The sequence below is a fragment of the Aeromicrobium sp. UC242_57 genome, assembly GCF_044452305.1.
Classification (GTDB): Bacteria; Actinomycetota; Actinomycetes; order Propionibacteriales; family Nocardioidaceae; genus Aeromicrobium.
Genome location: NZ_JBIOAM010000001.1, coordinates 200,149 through 218,815, shown reverse-complemented (window position 1 = coordinate 218,815; position 18,667 = coordinate 200,149). Strand labels below are relative to the sequence as shown.

The 18,667-nt window shown below is 67.9% G+C and carries 23 protein-coding genes and 3 pseudogenes; 13 read left to right on the top strand and 13 right to left on the bottom strand.

Annotated elements, in window-relative coordinates:
* Window positions 1-101 precede the first annotated feature (101 nt).
* The 10 genes and pseudogenes from ACHMWU_RS01450 (at window position 102) to ACHMWU_RS01405 (ending at window position 7,080) form a co-directional block, all read left to right on the top strand.
* The gene (locus ACHMWU_RS01450; RefSeq protein ID WP_396041362.1) at window positions 102-659 is read left to right on the top strand and encodes a glycosyltransferase; all 558 of its coding nucleotides are present in this window, start codon (window positions 102-104) and stop codon (window positions 657-659) included.
* Window positions 602-823 (top strand): hypothetical protein, encoded by a 222-nt coding sequence (locus ACHMWU_RS01445; RefSeq protein WP_396041361.1) that lies wholly within the window; start codon window positions 602-604, stop codon window positions 821-823. The genes ACHMWU_RS01450 and ACHMWU_RS01445 overlap by 58 nt, the downstream gene beginning before the upstream one ends.
* A gap of 14 nt (window positions 824-837) precedes the next feature.
* Window positions 838-990, top strand: coding sequence for a hypothetical protein (locus ACHMWU_RS01440; RefSeq protein WP_396041360.1), 153 nt, complete (start codon window positions 838-840; stop codon window positions 988-990).
* Window positions 987-2,163: pseudogene (gene glf / locus ACHMWU_RS01435) on the top strand (UDP-galactopyranose mutase). The gene ACHMWU_RS01440 and the pseudogene glf overlap by 4 nt, the downstream one beginning before the upstream one ends.
* On the top strand, window positions 2,153-3,361 hold the full coding sequence (locus ACHMWU_RS01430; protein WP_396041359.1) for a CDP-glycerol glycerophosphotransferase family protein: 1,209 nt from the start codon (window positions 2,153-2,155) through the stop codon (window positions 3,359-3,361). Before glf ends, ACHMWU_RS01430 begins: the two are co-directional and overlap by 11 nt.
* A 246-nt stretch (window positions 3,362-3,607) precedes the next feature.
* Complete coding sequence (locus tag ACHMWU_RS01425; RefSeq protein WP_396041358.1) at window positions 3,608-4,468, top strand: hypothetical protein; 861 nt, start codon at window positions 3,608-3,610, stop codon at window positions 4,466-4,468.
* A complete protein-coding gene (locus ACHMWU_RS01420; RefSeq protein WP_396041357.1) occupies window positions 4,428-4,844 on the top strand; it encodes a hypothetical protein in 417 nt (138 codons plus the stop codon). Before ACHMWU_RS01425 ends, ACHMWU_RS01420 begins: the two co-directional genes overlap by 41 nt.
* Window positions 4,841-5,296, top strand: a complete 456-nt coding sequence (locus tag ACHMWU_RS01415; protein ID WP_396041356.1) for a hypothetical protein — start codon at window positions 4,841-4,843, stop codon at window positions 5,294-5,296. The genes ACHMWU_RS01420 and ACHMWU_RS01415 overlap by 4 nt, the downstream gene beginning before the upstream one ends.
* A complete protein-coding gene (locus ACHMWU_RS01410; protein WP_396041355.1) occupies window positions 5,254-5,808 on the top strand; it encodes a phosphatase PAP2 family protein in 555 nt (184 codons plus the stop codon). Before ACHMWU_RS01415 ends, ACHMWU_RS01410 begins: the two co-directional genes overlap by 43 nt.
* Window positions 5,809-6,027: 219 nt before the next feature.
* Entirely contained in the window at window positions 6,028-7,080 is a 1,053-nt protein-coding gene (locus ACHMWU_RS01405; protein WP_396041353.1) for a hypothetical protein, read from the top strand.
* A 75-nt stretch (window positions 7,081-7,155) separates the two neighbouring features.
* Here the strand turns inward: ACHMWU_RS01405 and ACHMWU_RS01400 are convergent, their stop codons facing one another.
* The 5 genes and pseudogenes from ACHMWU_RS01400 to ACHMWU_RS01380 form a co-directional block, all read right to left on the bottom strand.
* Entirely contained in the window at window positions 7,156-7,476 is a 321-nt protein-coding gene (locus tag ACHMWU_RS01400) for an SDR family oxidoreductase (RefSeq protein WP_396041819.1), read from the bottom strand.
* A 171-nt stretch (window positions 7,477-7,647) separates the two neighbouring features.
* Window positions 7,648-7,800: a hypothetical protein gene (locus ACHMWU_RS01395; protein ID WP_396041351.1), complete on the bottom strand. Its 153-nt coding sequence runs from the start codon at window positions 7,798-7,800 to the stop codon at window positions 7,648-7,650.
* A gap of 38 nt (window positions 7,801-7,838) precedes the next feature.
* The gene (locus ACHMWU_RS01390; RefSeq protein WP_396041349.1) at window positions 7,839-8,576 is read right to left on the bottom strand and encodes a 2-C-methyl-D-erythritol 4-phosphate cytidylyltransferase; all 738 of its coding nucleotides are present in this window, start codon (window positions 8,574-8,576) and stop codon (window positions 7,839-7,841) included.
* Between the two features lie 26 nt (window positions 8,577-8,602).
* Window positions 8,603-8,749, bottom strand: coding sequence for a hypothetical protein (locus ACHMWU_RS01385; protein ID WP_396041818.1), 147 nt, complete (start codon window positions 8,747-8,749; stop codon window positions 8,603-8,605).
* Between the two features lie 46 nt (window positions 8,750-8,795).
* Window positions 8,796-9,446: pseudogene (locus tag ACHMWU_RS01380) on the bottom strand (siderophore-interacting protein); the annotation flags it as partial.
* 49 nt (window positions 9,447-9,495) lie between these two features.
* Between ACHMWU_RS01380 and ACHMWU_RS01375 the strand changes: the two are divergent.
* The 3 genes and pseudogenes from ACHMWU_RS01375 (at window position 9,496) to ACHMWU_RS01365 (ending at window position 12,594) form a co-directional block, all read left to right on the top strand.
* A pseudogene (locus tag ACHMWU_RS01375) lies at window positions 9,496-11,417 on the top strand (M13 family metallopeptidase).
* 161 nt (window positions 11,418-11,578) lie between these two features.
* Complete coding sequence (locus ACHMWU_RS01370) at window positions 11,579-12,178, top strand: hypothetical protein (RefSeq protein ID WP_396041347.1); 600 nt, start codon at window positions 11,579-11,581, stop codon at window positions 12,176-12,178.
* Between the two features lie 215 nt (window positions 12,179-12,393).
* Window positions 12,394-12,594 carry a hypothetical protein gene (locus ACHMWU_RS01365; protein ID WP_396041345.1) on the top strand — a complete coding sequence of 67 codons (201 nt, stop codon included), beginning with the start codon at window positions 12,394-12,396 and terminating at the stop codon, window positions 12,592-12,594.
* A 226-nt stretch (window positions 12,595-12,820) separates the two neighbouring features.
* Here ACHMWU_RS01365 and ACHMWU_RS01360 read toward each other — a convergent pair whose 3' ends face one another.
* From ACHMWU_RS01360 to ACHMWU_RS01325, 8 genes are all read right to left on the bottom strand, one after another.
* Complete coding sequence (locus tag ACHMWU_RS01360; RefSeq protein ID WP_396041343.1) at window positions 12,821-13,195, bottom strand: hypothetical protein; 375 nt, start codon at window positions 13,193-13,195, stop codon at window positions 12,821-12,823.
* Between the two features lie 2 nt (window positions 13,196-13,197).
* Window positions 13,198-14,319: an HTTM domain-containing protein gene (locus ACHMWU_RS01355; RefSeq protein WP_396041341.1), complete on the bottom strand. Its 1,122-nt coding sequence runs from the start codon at window positions 14,317-14,319 to the stop codon at window positions 13,198-13,200.
* A 148-nt stretch (window positions 14,320-14,467) separates the two neighbouring features.
* Window positions 14,468-15,091, bottom strand: a complete 624-nt coding sequence (locus ACHMWU_RS01350) for a DUF5819 family protein (RefSeq protein ID WP_396041339.1) — start codon at window positions 15,089-15,091, stop codon at window positions 14,468-14,470.
* A 77-nt stretch (window positions 15,092-15,168) separates the two neighbouring features.
* A complete protein-coding gene (locus ACHMWU_RS01345) occupies window positions 15,169-15,474 on the bottom strand; it encodes a hypothetical protein (RefSeq protein ID WP_396041337.1) in 306 nt (101 codons plus the stop codon).
* Window positions 15,475-15,508: 34 nt separating this feature from the next.
* Window positions 15,509-16,024: a hypothetical protein gene (locus ACHMWU_RS01340; RefSeq protein ID WP_396041335.1), complete on the bottom strand. Its 516-nt coding sequence runs from the start codon at window positions 16,022-16,024 to the stop codon at window positions 15,509-15,511.
* 40 nt (window positions 16,025-16,064) lie between these two features.
* Window positions 16,065-16,784 carry a choice-of-anchor G family protein gene (locus ACHMWU_RS01335; RefSeq protein ID WP_396041333.1) on the bottom strand — a complete coding sequence of 240 codons (720 nt, stop codon included), beginning with the start codon at window positions 16,782-16,784 and terminating at the stop codon, window positions 16,065-16,067.
* A gap of 277 nt (window positions 16,785-17,061) precedes the next feature.
* Window positions 17,062-17,988, bottom strand: a complete 927-nt coding sequence (locus ACHMWU_RS01330; RefSeq protein WP_396041331.1) for an HTTM domain-containing protein — start codon at window positions 17,986-17,988, stop codon at window positions 17,062-17,064.
* A complete protein-coding gene (locus tag ACHMWU_RS01325) occupies window positions 17,985-18,617 on the bottom strand; it encodes a DUF5819 family protein (protein WP_396041329.1) in 633 nt (210 codons plus the stop codon). Before ACHMWU_RS01325 ends, ACHMWU_RS01330 begins: the two co-directional genes overlap by 4 nt.
* Window positions 18,618-18,667: the final 50 nt, after the last annotated feature.

The following is an 18,667-nucleotide window of genomic DNA, read 5'->3' as shown; positions in this document are numbered from 1 at the left end:
AGATCGCGAAGTGACTTCGGCTCCCGGGAAGATCGCGATCGCGATCGTGACGTACAACCGATCGACGTTCCTCGAAGAAGCTGCTCGCAAGCGCCGCCACGATGGACACTCCGCCGTTTCGGATCGTCGTGGTCGACAACGCCAGCACCGACGACACGCAGGACGTCATTGCGAAGGCGACGGCCCTCTTCCCCGAGGGTGTCCTGGTCAACCACCGGCTCGACACCAACACGGGTGGTTCCGGCGGCTTCAGCGAAGGCACCAAGGTCGCCCTCGAGCACGGCGCCGACTGGGTCTGGCTCATGGACGACGACGTCGAGATCCTGCCCGACGCGATCGAGCAGTTCGCGCCGTGGATGCAGCGGTTCAAAGGTCATCCACGGACGCCGCTACGACTTCGACGGCTCACCGTTCTACTGGCAGGCCAAGTTCAACGAGTTCCTCGGCGTGCCCCTGCCCTACAGCGGCAAGCAGTTCGGCCGCGAGGGCTATGCGGTCACCAACTCCGGGACGTTCGAGGGAATGCTGATCAGCGCCGACATCGTGCGCACGATCGGCCTGCCCGATCCCCGCTTCTTCATCTCGTGGGACGATGCCGCCTATGCCTGGCTCGCCGCCCCAGCACACCGACGTCGTCTACGTCGACGCATTCGTCCTGAAGCGCAAGCGCGAGCAGAAGCAGGTCAACCTCGGCATCCGGCACCTCAACGACGGCAGCCCGCTGTTCCGCTTCCACGTGATCCGCAACCGCGCCTACGTCGGCAAGTACTTCGCCGAGTACGGCAGCTCAACCGCATCGGCTTCGGTCTCGGCACCGCTCTGACCCTGGGCAAAGAGGTGTTCCGCCTCGTCGTCGTGCAGCACACGCTCAAGGGCGTCGGCGACCTGGTTCGCGGCTTCCGGGCCAACCGGGCACTGTGGCGCGACACGTCGTGGCGTCCCATGGACCCGGCCGACGTGCCGGCCCGCAAGAGCGGTGACGCCGCATGACGGCCGACCTGCTGATCGTCGGCTCCGGCTTCTTCGGCCTGACGATCGCCGACCGCTGCGCCCGCGCTGGGCCTCAAGGTCCAGATCATCGACCGCCGGCCCCACATCGGCGGCAACGCCTACAGCGAGGCCGAGCCCGAGACCGGCATCGAGGTGCATCGCTACGGCGCCCACCTGTTCCACACGTCGAACCAACGGGTGTGGGAGTACGTCAACCAGTTCACGACGTTCACGCCCTACCAGCACCGGGTCTACACGACGTATCGCGGCGAAGTGTTCCCGATGCCGATCAACCTGGGCACGATCAACCAGTTCCAGCGGGCGGCGTACTCCCCCGCCGAGGCCCGCGCCTGGGTCACCGAGCAGGCAGCGCTGCTGACCCACGCACCGACCAACCTCGAGGAGAAGGCGATCTCCCTGGTCGGCCAGCCCCTGTACGAGGCATTCATCAAGGGCTACACCGCCAAGCAGTGGCAGACCGACCCGCGCGAGCTCGGCGCCGACATCATCAGCCGGCTGCCGGTCCGCTACACGTACGACAACCGCTACTTCTCCGACACCTACGAGGGTCTGCCGACCGACGGGTACACCGCGTGGCTGGAGCGGATGGCCGATCATCCGCACATCACGGTGACGTTGGAGTCCGACTTCTTCGACGAGTCGCAGCCGTTCAACAAGCAGGCGACGGTCGGCACGACACCGATCGTGTACACCGGCCCCGTCGACCGCTACTTCGACTTCGCGCACGGTGACCTGTCGTGGCGCACGCTCGACTTCGAGACCGAAGTGCTACCGATCGGCGACTTCCAGGGCACGACGGTCATGAACTACGCCGACACCGACATCCGGCACACGCGGGTCCACGAGTTCCGGCATTTCCACCCCGAACGCGACTACCCGACCGACAAGACCGTCATCATGCGCGAGTACTCCCGCGCCGCTGAGCACGCTGACGAGCCGTACTACCCGATCAACACGCCCCAGGACCGCGAACGGCTGCTGGCCTACCGCGAGCTCGCGAAGGGCGAGAAGAACGTGCTGTTCGGCGGCCGGCTGGGCACCTACCAGTACCTCGACATGCACATGGCGATCGGTTCGGCGCTCAGCATGTTCGACAACAAGCTCGCACCGCACTTCCGCGAGGGAAGGCCCCTGGACGATCATGGCCTCTGACGCGCGCGTCGGGCTCGTCCACCGCGCCCGGCTGTGGGCCATCGCCCGGCTACGACGCTCCCGCTTCCTGCCGTCCGGGATGCCCGACAAGCTGACCGACGAGGCCCGCCTCGGCCGTCCCTTCGAGCAGCAGATCATGCTGTACTTCCCGACGACGCTCGACAGCCTCTACCAGCTGCGCCCCTGGTACCACGCGCTCACGGCGCTCGACGCCAGCCATCGCATCGTCGTGGTGTTCAAAGACTCCCGCACCGCCCAGATCGTGCGCGACGAGACCGGGCTCGACTGCGTGACGTTGGCCCGCTACGGCCAGCTCGACGAGATCCTCGCCCTGTCTGACGTCAAGCTCGTGCTGTACGTCAACCACGACCCGATCAACTTCGAGAGCCTGCGCTTCACGTCGATGGTGCACGTCTACCTCGGCCACGGCGACAGCGACAAGGGCGTCTCGGTCTCCAACCAGGTCAAGGCATATGACCTGTGCTTCCTGGCCGGGCGGGCCGCGCTCGAGCGCACCGCATCGGCCGTCATGTTGTACGACGCAGCTGCCCGCAGCGTCCTGATCGGCCAGCCGCAAGCCGACGGGACCGCCCCTGTCAGCCCGTCGCCAGATCCGACCCGCAGCACCGTGCTCTACGCCCCGACGTGGGAGGCCTCGCAGCCGTCCGTCTCGTACGGCTCGCTCGAGACCCATGGCGCAGCGCTCGTCCAGGCGCTGTCGGGCACCTACCGGGTCGTCTACCGCCCACATCCGCTCAACGGCGTCATCCGACCGTCGTACGCTGCGGCAGACGCCCGGGTCCGCGAGCTCGCCGATCGGGTCGACACCGACGTCCCTCTCGAGCAGTCGTTCGCCGACGCCGACGTGCTGGTGACCGACGTCTCCGCCGTGACCCTCAACTGGCTGCCGACCGGCAAGCCGCTGCTGGTCACTACCCCGGCCGTTCCGTATCCGCCCAGCGCCTTGATGGACACTGTCCCGCTGCTCGCACCGCACGACGACTTCAAGGCCGTCGTGGCCGAGCAGCTGACGTCCGACCCCACTGCCGCCGCCCGAGCGGCCCTGGTTGAGCACTACCTCGGTGATCCGACGCCCGGCGTCGCGACGGCACGGTTCATCGCGGCCTGCGAGGACGCCATCGCGCTGCGCGACACCGCCTGGGCCGAACGGCAGGCCGCCGGCGCCACAGGTCCGTAGAGCCAATGTCGGCGACTCCCGAGGGACGTTTCAGGCCACGGCTGGTGCCATGCGTCCTCGGCGTGCTCGTCCTCATGGTGGCCGTCCGGCTGCTGTACCTGGGCCAACCGGCCGGCCGGGACGAGGCCGGCTTCCTGATCGTCGGCGACTCCTGGGACCACGGGCCGTGGCTGTACGGCGAGTACTGGGTCGACCGACCGCCCCTGCTGATCTGGATCATGGAGCTTCGCTGGCAATCTCACCGCCTTGCGGCTGATCGGCCTGCTCGCCTCGGTCCTGATGGTGCTCGGTGTGACCCGCGCCGCCTTCGTCATCAGTGGTTCTCGCGCCGCGATGTGGGCCGCCAGCGCTGCAGCACTCTTCAGCACCGCGCACTGGTTCGGCGTGCCCCGCACCAATGGCGAGATGCTGGCATCGCCCTTCGTCGCGTGGGGCATCGCGCTGGCCGCGCAGGCGCTGCTCAGACCAGATCGCCGGTCGTGGCTCTACGCCATGACCGCTGGCGTGCTGGCCGCTGGCGCCGTGCTGATCAAGCAGACGATCGTGGACGGCCTCGTCTTCGCTGTCGTGCTGGCAGCGGTCGTCGCATGGCAGCGACCCGAACGACGTCGTCACTGTCTGCTGGTGCTGGCCGCCGGACTCACGGGCCTTGCCGCCGGCATCGGAGCAGCACTGCTGGCCGCATCGGCCAGGGGCACGACGCCCGGCGACCTGTTCGACGCGCTCGTGACGTTCCGGGCCGACGCCGGCGAGGTCATCCGTTCCTCGGCGAGCAGCGCGACGACCGACCGGCTCTGGATCCTGCTCGGCACCTGGGCCGTCAGCGGGCTGGCTGCGATCGCCGTCCTGACGGTGTGGCACGGCCTGCGCCGTCGCGATCCCGCTGTGCTGGCGACGCTCGGCGTCATCGCCTTCGTCTCCGGGGCCGCGATCCTCGGTGGCAGCTACTGGGCCCGACTACCTGACCCAGCTGGTCCCGGCCTCAGCACTCGCGGCCGGTCTGCTGGCACCGGTCACCCATCCCCGGGTGCGGTACGCCGTCGCCGGCCTGACCTTGGCTGCCACGGTGGCCAACCTGGCCTTCACCGTCATCTCCCCTCCGCGTGACGGGTCTGATGCGAAGATCGTCGGCACCTGGCTGAAGCAGTCCGGCCACCCTGGTGACACCGCCGTCGTCGCCTACGGGCAGCCCAACGTCCTGGGCAATGCCGAGATGGCGAGCCCCTACCCCTACCTGTGGAGTCTTCCCGTGCGCACTCTCGACCCCGACCTGTCGACCATGGAGGGCGTGCTGACCGGACCGGATCGACCGACCTGGTTCGTCGACTGGTCCGGCATCGACTCGTGGGGCATCTCCGACCCGGCCCGCACCCATGAGGCCCTCGACCAGCACTACCGCGAGGTGGCCGAGATCTGCGGACGGACGATCTGGCTGGTCCGCGACGAGACCCGCACCCTCGCGGACGTGAAGGACTGCCCATGACCGTGCAGACCCAGCCGAAGGCTCCCACGACTCCATGGGCGTGGCGGGGCCCCGCCCTCGCGGTCTACGCGGCGGTGTTCGTGGTGTTCTTCATCAACTTCGGCATCCCGAAAGACCCCTACCGGCTGTTTGCCTGGCTCTGGTTGGCGACGATCGCCTTCAACATCCGCGCGCCGTGGCGTTCGCACCTGACGTTTCTGCGCGACTGGTGGCCGGCCTTCGCCCTGCTGGTCCTCTACCTGTACAGCCGTGGCCTGTCGGACGAGCTGATCAAGCTGCCGGTGCACTGGACCATGCCGATCCGCTTCGACGAGTGGATCGGCGGCGGCCAGCTGCCGACCACCCGGTTGCAGGAGGCCTTGTGCGCCGACCCGTGCACCAGCCGTCGCCGCCGCGCTGGTACGACCTGGTGCTCACGACGGTCTACTACACGCACTTCGTCGCCGGTCTGACGATCGCCGTCGTGCTGTGGCTGCGCGACCGTGCCCTGTGGGTGCCGTGGATGACCCGGTACGTCGCGATCAACTTCGCCGCGCTCGTCATCTACGTCCTGTACCCCATGGCTCCGCCGTGGCTGGCCTCCAAGGAAGGCTACGTCGCCGAGCCGCTCGCCCGGCTGACCGGACGCGGCTGGGACGATCTCGGGCTCGGCAGCTTCCACTTCGTCCTGGCCAAGGTCGGCAACCCGGTCGCGGCGATGCCATCGCTGCACGCCGGGCTCGCGATGCTGATCGCGATGTACGCCGTCGCACGTCTGCGGGGCTCCTGGCGCTGGCTGCTGATGATCTATCCGCTGCTCATGGCACTTCGCGCTCGTGTACTACGCAGAGCACTACGTCATCGACATCCTGGCGGGCTGGGCCCTGGCCGCAGCCGTCATGGTCGGCTGCAGCTGGTGGGAGCGACGGCGCGCCGACCGAGCAAAATCTGCACCGAGCGAGCCGCCCCGGCCGTGGCCCACTAATCTGGTTCCGTCTCGTCAGCAGACGAGGTTCCCCGGGGAAGGAAACACCATGGCAACCGAAGATCTGATACGCGAAGCACAGGACCCTCGCACGAGCGCGGCACGGCTCGCTGAGCCGTCCAGGCCGACCGTGCCACCTGGCCTTCGGTTGCTGCTCACCCGGCGGCCTACGACGGCCTGCTGCAGTGGCTCAGCGAGCGCGGCGACGCCGCCACCAACGTGGCGCTGTCGACCCGCGCCGCCGCCCAGGCCGCGGCCGCGGTCCAGCCGCCCGTCCAGCCGCCGGCACCGCCCGCCCCGGTTGCTCCCGCCGAGCCCGTCGCTCCCGCCCAGCCCGTTACTCCCGCCGAGCCGGTCGTCGAAGCAGCACCCGTCGAGCCGGCACCCGTCGAGCCAGCCGAGCCGGTCACCCCCGCTGAGCCCGTGGTACCCGCCGACGAGGCTGAGACGCAGGTGACCCCGCCCGTCGCCGAGCAACCAGCGCAGCCCGAGCCGACTGTCGTCGCGCCGTTCACCCCGCTCGAGCAGCCGGCCGAGCCGACCCAGCCGATCCCGACGTCCGACGCCACCCAGCAGCAGCCCGCAGCGCCGAGCTGGGCGCCCGCTCCGGTCTCCGACGCCACCCAGCAGCAGCCGGCGGCACCGAGCTGGGCACCCGCTCCGGCCACCGACGCCACGCAGACCTACGGTGCGGCTGCACCAACCGGCACCGAGCCCAGCAAGCGCAACTTCTGGGTCCTGGCCGGCATGGTCGCGGTCGTCCTCGTGCTCATCGGCGGCGTCGCGTTCGGCGCGACGAAGGTGTTCGGTGGAGACGACGACAAGGACGACACACCGGTTGCGGCGAAGACGACCGACTCCGACGACAGCGACAGCGACAGCGACAGCACCGACGACGGCGATCTGGACGACGTCCCGACGATCCCGACGCCCGATGCGTCCGACCTGCCCGATGTCGGTGGCAAGGGCGGCGAGTTCTGCGATGCGATGAAGAACCTCCAGGACATCAGCATGGACTCGCTGTCGAGCACCGACGGCACGCCTGATCTCGATGACATCAAGGACATGGCCGCCGACATGCAGAAGGCCTACGCGAAGATCAAGGACGCTGCACCGTCCGACCTCAAGGATGACGTCGAGGTCATGAGCTCATACCTCGACATGATGAAGGATCCCTCCGCCGCCGGTGCCGAGGACTTCAGCGACAAGATGAAGGACTACACCGACGCGTCGATGGAAGTCTCGAAGTACTACGCCTCCAGCTGCTACTGAGGCACCAAACGCCGCTGGGCCTGACGTTCGCATCGAACGTCAGGCCCAGCGGCGTCTTGCTGAAGGAGGCGAGCGTCAGCTGCCGCCGCCGATCGCAGCGGGGCCGTCCTCACGTCGGATGTCGATGATGTGCCCGGTCTGGTTGGCCAGCAGCACGTCGAGCGACTGCCGGGCGACCTCCATCGAGCTCAGCAACGTGCCCTCCGGCTCCTCGCCGAAGGCCTTGGTGCGCATCGGCGTGCCGGTCCGCTCGGGGTTGACGCAGTTGACCCGTACCTCGCCAGCCCACTCGTCGGCGAGCGCCTGAGTCAGGTTGACGACAGCCGCCTTGGCCGAGGAGTACAACGAGTAGCCGCCACGCCCACGCGTGTAGGACGACGACGTGAACAGCAGCAGCGATCCACCTGACGCGGCCAGGTGCGGGTAGAACTCCTGCGCGATGAAGATCGGCGCGAGGTAGCTTGATCTCGGTGGCCGCGAAGATCGTCTCCTCCGTCGTGTCGGCCAGGTCCTCGATGACCAAGACGCCCGCGGTGTTGACGACGAAGTCGATCGAGTCGCAGTCCTTCAGCACGGCCTGCGCAGCGGCGGCGATGTCTTCGCGGCGGTCGACGTGCGTGTTGGTCGACGACCGCGAGAACGTCCGACATTCGCGCCGAAGCCGCGAGCCAGCTCGGCGATGTCGCCACCGATGCCGTACGAACCGCCGAACACGACCATGGTCTTGCCGGCCAGCGCCTCGCGGTACTGCTCGTCGGTCAGCTGGTCAGGCGTGTCGGCCGACTGCAGCTGGAAAGCTTGTCGGCGATGTAGACGTCGATCGGCTCGGTGACCTTCATGTTGCGCTCATGCCCCATGACCACCGCGATCGGCACCTGCGGCAGGTAGCGCAGCACGACGGTGCAGTCGTCGGTGGCAGTGAAGTCGGGGTCCTGCCAGGCCAGCGCGTACGCCTCGCGGATGACCGACAGCCGGAACGCCTGGGGCGTCTGGCCGCGGCGCAGCAGATGGCGCTGCAGGACGTCCTCGATCGTCTCGGACTCGGCGTGCGGGTCGTCGTGCACCTGCACGATCGTGTCGGCCGACGGGATCGCGGTGTCGACCGCCTGGTGCGTCGCCAGTGCAGCGACGACGTCGCCGATGATGGTCTGCGAGACCAGGGGGCGCACGGCGTCGTGGAACAGCACGTTGCACTCGTCGGTGCCGAGTGCCTCGAGCGCACGACTCGTCGACTCGTTGCGGGTCTGACCGCCCTCGACGATCTGGGTGACCTTGCCGTAGCCGCCGTTCTGGACGATCGCACGCACCGGATCGAGGTGTCCCGGCGTCATCAAGATGACGATCTCGTCGATCAACGGCGATGCCTCGAAGGCGGCGATCGTGTGCTCGATGATCGTCTTGCCGGCAATCTTGATGAGCTGTTTGGGGATCGACAGTCCGACCCGTGTTCCGGTGCCACCTGCAAGGATGACGGCCACGTTGCGCAGTTCAGTCACCCGACGAGGTTACCGTCCACCGACTGTCAGGACGTGCCCGGTCGCATGACGGCCTCGGTTTGCTGCGACTTCCAGACCCGGAAACCTTCTTCGGTCGCACCCCGACGCCAGTAGGCCGAAACCGAGACGTCGGCCCTGGCCACGGCCTGATCTTTCAGGACGTACGGTCGCACGCTCTTGAGCAGCGCGGACTCGCCGTGGACGAAAGGCCTGCGCCCGACCCGCTGGCCACGGCCAGGCCCGCACCGCGTCGTCGAGCAGCGTCGTCGTACCAGCGGCAGCGTCGCCCCGGTGCAACCAGTGCAGGTCGAGGTCAGCGGCAGTCGTCAGCTCCAGCTCGTCGTCGGGACCGTGCACCTCGATGAAGGCGACCGCCCGGTCATCGGGTCCCAGCGCCTCGAGCGAGGCGCTGATCGCCGGGATGCTCGACTCGTCGCCCACGAACAGGTGCCAGTCGGCCGTCGGGTCGGGGGCATAGCCGCCATTGGGACCTCGCAGGTGGATCTCGTCCCCCGCCTGGGCGCGTGCCGCCCAGGGGCCGGCGATGCCCTCATCTCCGTGCACGACGAAGTCGATCGCGAGCTCTTCGGCAGCCTCGTCGACCCAGCGGATCGTGTAGGTGCGGAGCACGGGCCAGGCCTCTGACGGCATCGTGTCCTTGACCTCGGCCAGGTCGAGGGGCTGCGGATAGTCGAATCCGTCGGCGAGAAACACGAGCTTCGCGTAGAGATCGGTGTAGGTCTGCGGAAGGGCCGCCCGGTTGCGCTCGAAGTCGGCGAATCCGGTCCCGCCCAGCACGACACGGCGCAAGGAAGGCGCGATCTGCTCAGTGCGGACAACGGTCAGTCGGACCGGGATGTTCTTGCTCATATGTCTAGCCTCACCTGTGTAGCCTACTGGCGTGACCCACGGCATCGACATGAATCAGTTCGCCCCCGACGTCCGCGTGCAGGACGACTTGTTCCGACACGTGAACGGGCCCTGGCTCGACACGGCCGAGATCAAGCCCGACCGGGCCACAGCCGGCTCGTTCGTCGCACTCGTCGACGAGGCCGAGGCCAAGGTCCTCGAGATCATCACCGCCGCCAGCAACGCGCCCCAGGACGACGAGCAGCGCAAGATCGGCGACCTGTACGCCAGCTTCATGGCCGAGGAGCGCATCGAGGCGCTCGGCGCCGCACCCCTGCAGGCCGAGCTCGACCAGGTCGACTCCATCAACGACATCGCGTCCTTCATCGAGGTGCTCGGCCTCCTCGACCGCCAGGGCGTGGGCAGGTGCTTCGGCATGTACATCGCACCCGATCGCGGCAACCCCGACCGGTACATCACCACCTCAGCCAGGGCGGCATCGGCCTGCCCGACGAGTCGTACTACCGCGACGACGAGTCCGCCGACATCCGCACCGCGTACGTCGCCCACCTGACGACACTCCTCGGACTCGCCGGGCTCGACGACGCCGCTGGCCGCGCCGCCCGCATCATGGACCTGGAAACCCGCCTCGCGTCCTTCCACTGGGACCGGGTCGCCTGCCGCGACGCCCAGAAGACCTACAACCTGCTCGACCGCGACGGGCTGCAGACTCTCGCGCCGTCCTTCGGCTGGACGTCCTGGTCCGAAGGCGCCCATGTCGCCCCGCAGGTGCTCGCCGAGGTCGTCGTGTCGCAGCCCTCGTTCGTCGAAGGCCTCGAGACTCTCCTGGTGCCCGCCGAGCTCGACGCCTGGAAGGACTGGCTGCGCTGGCAGGTCGTGCACAGCGCCTCGCCCTACCTGTCGAGCGACTTCGTCAACGCCAACTTCGAGTGTCTCTACCGGACGCACCCTCAGACTGACGCCGGCCGCCCCGCTGGAAGCGCGGCGTCAGCTTCGTCGAAGGAGCGATGGGCGAAGCCGTCGGCAAGATCTACGTGCGCACCGAGTTCCCGCCCGCCTCCAAGGAGCGGATGACCGAGCTGATCGAGAACCTCCTCGAGGCCTACCGGCAGAGCATCGCCGGCCTGCCCTGGATGGCCAGGAGACCAGAAGCGCGCCCACGAGAGCCGACCGCTCCGTTCAACCCCAAGATCGGTCACCCCGACGAGTTCCGCGACTACAGCGCCCTCGAGACCGCACCCGACGACTTGCTCGGCAACGTGCGCCGCGCCATCGCCGTCGCGACCGACCGCGACTCGCCAAGATCGGGTCCCCCATCGACCGCGACGAGTGGTACATGACGCCCCAGACCGTCAACGCCTACTACAACCCCACGATGAACGAGATCGTCTTCCCGGCCGCGATCCTGCAGCCCCCGTTCTTCCACACCGACGCCGACGACGCCGTCAACTACGGCGCCATCGGCGCAGTCATCGGCCACGAGATCGGCCACGGCTTCGACGACCAGGGCTCCCACTACGACGGCACCGGCGCACTCAGCAACTGGTGGACCGACGACGATCGCGCGTCCTTCGAAAAGCTCACCTCCGCACTCGTCGCCCAGTACGACGGCCTGTCCCCGCCGGCGCCGACGACAAGACCGTCAACGGCTCCCTCACGATCGGCGAGAACATCGGCGACCTCGGCGGACTCGGCATCGCCCACCAGGCCTTCCGGCTCACCCAGCCATCCGCCGACCCCATCGACGGGCTCACCCCCGACCAGCGCTTCTTCATCTCCTGGGCACAGGCCTGGCAGTCCAAGGTCCGTCCCGCCGAGACCCTGCGCCGCCTCACCGTCGATCCGCACTCACCACCAGAATTCCGCTGCAACCAAGTCGTCCGCAACATCGACGCGTTCTACGAAGCCTTCGGCGTGACCGCCGACGACGGACTCTGGCTGGATCCGGAGGAACGAGTGAGTATTTGGTAAGCGGGGCGGCTTCGCCGCCTCGCGGCTCCGCCGCTTTCCGGGCTGCGCCCGGCCGCTTGGCCTTCGCTCGCTTCGCTCGCTCGGCCCATGGTTGAGATAAAAGAGCCGTCTCAGTTTGTTCCTTGGGGTTGGGTTTGGTTGATGGGCGGTAGGTTGCTGGGGTGAGTGAGCCTGCTGGTGTCGTCGATCCTGTTCAGCGGCGGATCGTCTCGGTCCTGGTGCTGGTGCAGGTCGTCGGCGGGATCGGCAACGGAGCCGGCCTGGCTGTCGGTGCACTGCTGATCAAGGACATCACCGGCTCCTCCGGCTGGTCCGGCATGGCAGTCGTGATGCTGACGCTCGGCGCGGCCGCCTTCACCGTGCCGCTGTCATCGATCGCAGCCCGGCACGGACGTCGCCCCGCCCTGACGTTGGGCTGGATGGCCGGTGCGCTCGGTGCTTTCGTGACGGTCATCGGGGCCGAGGCCGAGTCCCTGCCTCTCACCCTGCTCGGACTCGTGCTGTTCGGGCGGCAGCACCGCCGCCAACCTCCAATCACGGTTCGCCGCCGTCGACCGTGCCGCACCCGCACAGACCGGCCGATCCCTGTCGATCGTCGTGTGGTCGACCACGATCGGTGCCGTGATCGGTCCCAATCTCACCGGACCAGGTGCCTCCTTCGCCCAGACGATCAACATCCCCGACCTGGCCGGCCCCATGGTCTTCTCGGCTGCCGCCTTCGCCATCGCCGGACTGTTGACCCTCGCACTGCTGCGACCTGATCCGCTGGTGCACGACAAGGATGCAGCGCCGGCACCTCGCGGGCTCCGCGCAGCCCTGCCGCACGTCCATGGACGTACCCTCACGGCGATGTGGTCGATCGCGTCCTCGCATGCCGTCATGGTCGCCGTCATGGCACTGACGCCGGTCCACATGGAGGAGCCACGGTGCCGCACTCGAGGTCATCGGCCTGACGATCAGCCTGCACATCGCCGGCATGTTCGCCCTGTCCCCCGTGATGGGCTGGCTCAGCGACCGGTGGGGCCCCGACCGGACGATCCTCCTGGGTCAGTCGATCCTGCTGCTCGCGGTCTTCGTCGCCGGTACGTCCGGCAGCTCGGAGGTACAGATCACGGTCGGCCTGACACTGCTCGGCATCGGCTGGTCCGCCTCCGTCATCGCCGGCGCGGCCAGCTGACCACCTCGCTCCAGGTCTCAGCCCGTCCCGTCGTGCAAGGCCTGTCCCGACCTGGTGATGAACCTCGCCGGCGCCCTCGGCGGGCTGCTGGCCGGCCTCATCGTGGCAACCAGCGGCTTCGGGACGCTCAACGCCGCTGCCGCGGTGCTGACGATCCCGTGGTCGCCCTGGTGCTGTCAGGGCGCCGGGTGGCCGCGCAGAGCGTCTGAGCCGTCGAGAGGACCCGTCAGCCCGCCGCAGGCTTCGGATAGGGCTCCGAGGTCCAGGTGAACTGACCGCCCTTGCCGTTGATCTCGACGGTCGCGATCGCGATCTTGTCATCCTGGCCGTCACGACGCACGCTGCACCGGAACGTCGTGCCCACGGCTTCGTCGACCTTCTTGGGGCACCTGGCCTTGAGCCCGTAACCGGTCTGCCCCTCGAGCCGCCGCTCGATGTTGGCCACCACGCCATCGGTGGACATGTAGACGACCTTCGGCACCGCCGGTGCCTTCTCCTCGGCCGCCGGATCGTCACCCCACATCATCACGCCCAGCGCCAGGGCGACGACGCCGCCGGCGACCAGCAGCAACAGCAGCAGGTCGATCAGCTTCTTCTTCATCCTCATCGCCTCAAGATCGTGGATCGCACCCAGTCGCCGACGGGGTAGACCGTCCGGTCGGCCACCGCGAACCAGGCGTCCTGCACGTCGTAGCCGCGCAGCGCGAACCAGTCGCCTACCGGGGCGAACAGCCCCCGCAGCCACTCGTCGAAGCGGGCGTAGCTCTCGGTCGAGACGAACAACGCGACCAGCGCCAGGCACGCCAACGAGCTCCACGGCAGCGCCAGCAGCACCGCGACCAGCACGTTGACCACGATCGTGGCCGTGATGACGATGCGCCGGCTGATCGGGTTGAGCAGCAACGGTGCGAAGAACAGCTGAGTCAGCAGCACCGCGTACGTCAGCAGTGCCAGCAGCACCGTGCTGCCCGACAGCCGGTCGGACAGACCCGGGAACGGCCTGAACTCGGGCAGCTGCATCGTGGAGTACAACGCCGTGCCCTGCTGCCAGACCTTCTGGGACACCTTGTCGAGCCCCCCGCCATGAACAGCAGGATCGTCTGGGGTCGCGAGCCCGAGCAGTCCGACGTGGTGCAGCCCCCGCGAGAGCCACTCCGGCAGCACCTCCTCGCTGCTGCGCGCAGCACGTGCCGCGCCACCGGAGCCGTTGCCGCGGCGCTCACGACGCCAGGCATCGAGCGACCAGCGTTCTGACGACTGCATCAGCAGCAACCACAGCAGGGTGATCCGAATCAGGTTGTCGCTCTCGTCGGCGACGACAGGATTCTGCGCGACGATCGCGATGAAGCCGATCAGGGTCACGACATTGGCGGCCTTGGCGTGCCAGCCCACCAGGAGCAGCACCGCGGCGAGCATCGTGACGAGGTAGAACAACGTCAGGACGTCGCCGCTGACGCCGTCGAGGAGCGCGATCTCGGGGAACTGGCTGATGGCCCTGGCGGGCTCGGCCCAGATCGAGGCCTGCCCGGCCCAGACCTGACGGGTGGAGAAGTTGGTCACAAGCAGGCCCAGCACCGCCGTGGCCATGCCAATGCGGCAGGCCGCCACGCCGTACAGCGCTCGTGGCTCGGAGAGCAGCCAGCTCTCGGCGCCGGCGAGCCAGCGGCGCACCAGGTCGAGCAGGCGGCACCAGGCATCGACCAGGCGAGGTCCGAGGTCACGCACCAGGCTCACCCTCCCTCATCGTCACTTCTCCACGTAGGCGTCGAAGGCTGCCTGAGCGTCATAGGGCGCCTGGAACGCCCGCCGGTAGCCGAAGGCGAACCACGAGTAGTCCACGTCTTGCACCGTGACGGCATCGCGCCCTCCACGTTCAGGCACTGCGCGCCGTCCGACAAGGTACTGCACCTCGAGGATCTTTTCCGCCGAATCGCGCCTTGGCGTACATCGAGGCGAATCGGGTCGCCATCTGGTCGTAGGCCAGGTAGGCGCGCACCGCCGGATAGTTGCCCTGCGCTGCGGCTGACCCTCCAACGTGCTCACGGGTGTCGAGATGTAGTTGGTCTTGACGGGCTTGCGCTGCTCGGCGCTGAGCCCGTACATCGCGCCGTTCAGGTTGGTCGCGAGCTCCGCCAGCCATCGTGTGCACCCGTGCCGGATCGAGGCTGTGCCGCAAGGCCGCCGAGTCCTCGTCCGTGACATCGACCCACTCGGTCACCCGCTTCTTGCCGGTCTCGTCGTCCTCGACGTGCGCCCGGAACCTGAACGCCTCGTCGACGAACTGCGCATTGGGCGCCAACGCACCCCAGGACTGGCCGAAGTAGGGATTGACGTAGGTCTCCAACCGGCTCTCGCCGATCGAGTCGCGCACGGGGCTCGAGGGCGCCAGCCAGAACATCAGGACAGCGGAGTGGACGACCGCGACGAGCGACAGCGCCAGGAGGAGCCCGCGCTGCCACCTCCGGGTGACCGGCGGCTCGCTCATCGCATCTGACATCGCGTCCATCCTAGGTGCCGGACGCGCCGCTGCCGATGACCTGAGGTCACCGGCAGCAGCGGTTCAGCGCAGTTGGTTCAGAACTCGTGACGCGAGATCACGACTGCATGATCCGGCGCTTCTCGTTGAGCAGGACACCTCCGCCGAACAGCGCCAGGGCCAGGCCCCAGCAACATGAACGGCAGCAGGTTGCGGCCCGCACCTGCATCCGGCAGCGCCTGCGTCACGTCGGCGTCGGACTGGGCGTCTGCGTCGGCGACGGCATCAGCGTTCGCATCGGCATCAGCGTCGGCGACCGCGTCAGCCGCCGTGTCGGCGTCAGCGTCGGCGTCCACATCGGCATCCGTGTCAGCGTCGGACACCGCATCGGCGTCGGCGTCCACGTCAGTCGAATCGGCCTGAGCATCGGCATCGGCGTCATCGGGAGACGACCGCGTTGTCGTCGGGGACGACGACCGCATTGCCCAGTCGGATGTCGGCGAGGTCGCCACCGAGCAGCTCGACCCGCAGAGCCGTGATCGACTTCGCCGGGCCTTCGCCCGAGGCTGCGGTATCGCCGGCCACGAGGTCTTCGCCGTACAGATCGGGGTTGTTGACCTTGATCTGGGCGACCTGGGCCAGGGCATTGTCAGCCGTCAGCGCGGTCAGGACCGGGTCGAGGACATCGTCACCCAGGGTGCCGAGCAACTCGGTGAGTCCCGCACGCAGCGGGTCGAGCAGAGCGCCGAGCGTGCTCGCCTGCAGCGTCACGGGCGGGACCAGTCCGCTCAGCAGCGAGACCGTCACGCTGGTCTTGCTGACGATCTCGTCGATGATCGTGTCGAACAGGTCGCTGACGATGTCGTCGAGGCCGGTCGCGATGGCCGGCAGGACGTACTCCAGCAGGTCGGTGTTGGCCGGCAGGCTGTTGATGTCGAGACCCTTGTCGGTCAACAGCGCCTCGAGATCGACGGTGACCTTGCCGGTCGAGACGTCAATCGTGACGCCGCCACCCGAGAAGTCGGCCAGCGCAGAGGTCAGGTCGTTGATGCTCGGGAACGTGATCGTCAGGTCGGCGATCAGCGAGGTGAGCTCTCCCAGTCCGTCGAGCAGCGGAGCGAGCTCGGTCGGGAAACAGCTCCGACAGCTCGCTCAACGTGATCTCGTTAGTTCCCGAGAGCGTGCCGAGCAGGTTGTAGCCGCTCAGTGCCGACTCCAGCTGGGTGTTGATGGTCTCGAGGATCTTCAGGTCAGCCTCGACCGTGGCACCGGCGATGTTGTAGTCGGTCGTCACCGCGTTCTTGTCGGCGTCAGCCTGGCCACTGACCGCACCGATCCGGGCTGTGACGTCGGCGAGCGCGTCGCCGATCGGCCCGGTCAGGGAGCCGTTGCTGAGTCCCACCGTGACCGAGCCGTCGGGCCCGTCGTAGTCGGTGTCGATGAAGCCGTTGTCGCCGATGACGCCGCTGGATGCGCGGGAGGCGCCGGTGCCCTGGGCCCCGGCGTAGTTGTCGACGGCTCCGAGGCTCAGCGAGGCGAGTCCTCCGAGCGGCAGCGAGATATCGCTGTTCTCGGCCACGACGTTGCAGTCGGCCGCCTTGACGTCGGCGGTCGAGCAGTCGGCGGACTCACCCTCGATCGCGTTCGAGATAGCGTTGGTGAGCTCGGCGATACCCGACGTTCCGGCGAGGAATCGGGCCTCCGAGTGGGCCACGTCAACGCGTGGTGGACGCGCCGTTGGCCGAGAACGAGAGGCCGGCTGTGACGATCATGGTCGCCAGTCCGACCGCCAGGGAGTTCTTGGCGAGCTTGTTCTTCATGGAGGGTGACTCCTTGATTCATTTTGTGGACGCATGGGAGTGCGTATGTGACGGCTGTCGCAGATGGGAGTCTGCTGCGCGCCAGTTTAACCACAAAACGGGGGTCACACAGGACCTAGGTCCCGGCTATGACGCCGAACGTCACGTGTTCTACTTCACAATTGGGCAGGCCTAACCGGTTTGCGCCGGGACCAACTGTCCCGGACCCATGCTCCGGCACGCACCCACGAGGCATCGCTGACCAGAATCATGTCGACCGCGATCATGACGAGCGAGAAGTACAAGATCCCCATGAAGATGCCGATGCCCAGGTGCATCCCGGTGATCAGGATCAGCGCCACGAACCGGGTCGGGCGGTAGATCAGCAGGACGGGGAAGAACAAGCTGGACGACGATCGCGAGGTAGGTCGCACCCGAGATGACCACCCCGTTGGCGTAGATCGGCTGCAGCCAGTCGTGCCACGGCGAGTAGGCGTCGGTCTGCAGCGGGTAGTAGACCGCACTGCCGTCCTTCCAGACCGGGCTCTGCAGCTTCCAGAACGCCGAGGCGACGTAGACCATGACGACCTGGTGGATGATCAGGATCATGGCCAGGTTGTGCACCGTGGCACTGAGCCAGGACGGCACCAGCGGGCGGATCTCGCCACGTCGACGGCGCAGCCGAGCATCCACCGACCACCGCTGGCCGGAATCGGTGAAGCACAGGTACAGCAGGACCATCCGCAGCACGGCATCTCCGCCCGATCCGACGAACGGGTTCGCGACGTACAGGCTCATCCACAGCACGAGCGTCAGGACCATCGACGCTCTCGTCCGGTACCCCATCATCATCAGCGTGGCGAACACGATCGTCAGCAGGTACGCGACATCGAAGCCGACCGGCCCCAGCTGCTCGTACAGTCCCAGGAACGACGGCCAGGACTTCGAGCTGGCGACGGGCTCAGTCCAACGGGCCCCTTCTCCCCACGTGTAGCTGCGATCGAACCAGTTGACCACGAGCTGGCTCGCCACGATGAAGCCCAGGATCATGCGGGTCACGGCCAGGCCGTAGGTCGAGTGCTTGTCCTCGCTCAGCCACTCAGCGGCACGTCGGATCATCGGTGCCTCCGGTCGAACGCGGCGATGGCCCGGCGCTCGTCGTCGCCGCCTGGTGTCGGCGACCGCCAGCCGCTGGTGCGCTCCGTCGCGAGGGGGCGGGCCGCGGCACGCTCGGCCGACGAGCCCGATCGCTGGGCATAGGGCACGACCGGATGCGACCGCAGCTTGTAGCGCACGGCGATCAGGCGCCGGTCCGGCCAGCGACCCGCCACGACCCCGGTCGCCAACCGGGCCGTCGCCTGCTCGTACGTCAGGAAGGCCGCGACCCGGGCCGGATCTGCTCCCCCGCCCTCCATCGCAGCGCGCAACGCGGGCCAGTCCGGCGGCGCGGTCTCGTCCGTGGCGTCGGCGACACCCTTCTGCACCGTCCCCAGACTGCGGTAGCGCTGGCTCAGTGGTGTGTAGAGCTTGTTGGTGACATAGCCGGCCCGTCCGCCGATGAGCCGATGGTGGATCAGGTCGAGCTCGACCTCTGTCCAGTTGACCCACGGCGACCGCTGCGCACTGCCATCGTCTGCCGCGAAGGAAGCCTGGAACAACACCTCGCGGTCCTGTGCGACCGGCGACGGAGCGAACAACCGCCAGTTCTGGGCGAAGTAGGGCTGGAGATATCCCGCGTGCGGCGTCACGGACTCGCTGTAGCGATTGGGCGGGAGGGCCGTGAAAGTCACCGCAATCA